Origin of the sequence: Parasphingorhabdus sp., assembly GCF_049667325.1 — a bacterium.
In the GTDB taxonomy this organism is placed as follows: Bacteria; Pseudomonadota; Alphaproteobacteria; order Sphingomonadales; family Sphingomonadaceae; genus Parasphingorhabdus.
Genome location: NZ_JBATHY010000219.1, coordinates 1 through 1837, shown reverse-complemented (window position 1 = coordinate 1837; position 1837 = coordinate 1). Strand labels below are relative to the sequence as shown.

Here is a 1837-nt window from a genome sequence, read left to right as displayed (position 1 = left end):
CGCTTGTAGATCGACCCGGAAGGGCAGGCGGCAACGCAGGTCGGGTTGAGGCAATGTTCGCACAGGCGCGGCAAATACATCATGAATGTATTTTCAAACTGGCCGTACATTTCTTTCTGGATACCGTCGAAATTGTAATCTTCCGACCGTTTGGAAAACTCACCGCCGAGGATTTCTTCCCAATTGGGACCCCAGTTGATCTTTTCCATTCTCTTGCCGGTGATCGCCGAACGTGGCCGGGCTACCGGCTGCGCCTTGGATTCTTTTGCGGTCTGCAAATGGGCATAGTCAAAGGTGAACGGCTCGTAATAATCATCGATCTCCGGCAGGTCCGGGTTGGCAAAAATCTTGGCCAGAAGCCGCCATTTTCCGCCCATCCGGGGTTGCAGACGGCCGCCCTTCTTGGTCCAGCCGCCGTTCCACCGTTTCTGGTTTTCCCAATCCTTGGGATAACCGATGCCCGGCTTGGTCTCGACATTGTTGAACCAGGCATATTCCATGCCTTCGCGGCTGGTCCATACGTTTTTGCAAGTCACCGAACAGGTGTGACAGCCGATACATTTATCAAGGTTCAAGACCTTGCCGATTTGTGCGCGAACCTTCATGTCACTAGCTCCCCGGCCAATGCCCCTTCGGGCAATTCTTCTTCCAACCAGTCCACTTTGGACAATTTGCGCACGATGACGAACTCGTCACGGTTTGATCCAACCGTGCCGTAATAGTTGAAACCGTATGAAAGCTGGGCATAGCCACCGATCATATGGGTCGGCTTGAGTACTGCCCGGGTGACGCTGTTGTGGATACCGCCGCGATTGCCGGTCAGCGGTGATCCTGGCACATTCACCAGCTTCTCCTGCGCGTGATACATGAACAAGGTTCCTTCCTTCATGCGCTGCGAGACGACCACGCGGGCGACCAGAGCGCCGTTGCTGTTGAACGTCTCGACCCAGTCATTGTCGACAAGTCCCGCCTTCGCGGCATCGACTTCCGACATCCAGACAATCGGTCCGCCGCGCGATAGAGTGAGCATCAGCAGATTGTCGGTATAGGTGGAGTGGATGCCCCATTTCTGGTGCGGCGTGATGAAGTTCAGGATGACGTGCTTTTCATCCTTCGCCTGATCGATCATTGGCTTGACCGTCTTGGTGTCGATCGGAGGACGATAGACGCAAAATCCCTCCCCAAATGCCCGCATCCAGCTGTGATCCTGATAGAGTTGTTGCCGCCCGGTTAGCGTGCGCCATGGGATAAGCTCGTGGACGTTGGTATAACCGGCATTGTAGCAGACATGCTCGCTCTCGATCCCCGACCAGGTTGGCGAAGAGATGATCTTGCGCGGCTGGGCCTGCAGATCGCGGAAACGGATTTTCTCGTCTTCCTTGGGCAGAGCGAGATGCTTGTGTTCGCGTCCGGTGTTTTCGGACAATGCCTCCCACGCCTTGACCGCCACTTCGCCATTGGTTTCCGGCGCCAGCATCAAGATCACCTCGGCCGCATCAACCGCGCTTTCGATCTTCGCATGGCCCTGGGTCGCGCCGCCGTCATTGACGGTGCCGTTGAGCTCTTTGAGCAATCGCACTTCCAGTTCGGTGTTCCAGCCAATGCCTTTGCCGCCATTGCCCAGCTTTTCAAGAAGTGGCCCGAGCGAACTGAAGCGTTTGTAAAGACCGGGATAATCCCGCTCGACCACCGCGACATTGGCCATGGTGACCCCGGGAACCGGTTTTGCATCACTCTTGCCCCAGTCTTCGACATCGAACGGCTGCGCCATTTCTCCCGGTGTATCGTGGAGGATCGGGGTCAGCACGATGTCTTCTTCCACGCCCAATACTTCCGG

At 56.2% G+C, this 1837-nt stretch carries 2 protein-coding genes; both read right to left on the bottom strand.

Translation table 11 applies throughout. The features are described from left to right. Positions 1 to 605, bottom strand: a 605-nt coding sequence (locus WBM93_RS10020) for a 4Fe-4S dicluster domain-containing protein (RefSeq protein WP_424431452.1), incomplete at its 3' end; no start/stop codon positions are given. After that, positions 602 to 1837, bottom strand: a 1236-nt coding sequence (locus WBM93_RS10015; protein ID WP_424431450.1) for a molybdopterin dinucleotide binding domain-containing protein, incomplete at its 5' end; no start/stop codon positions are given. The genes WBM93_RS10020 and WBM93_RS10015, both read right to left, overlap by 4 nt.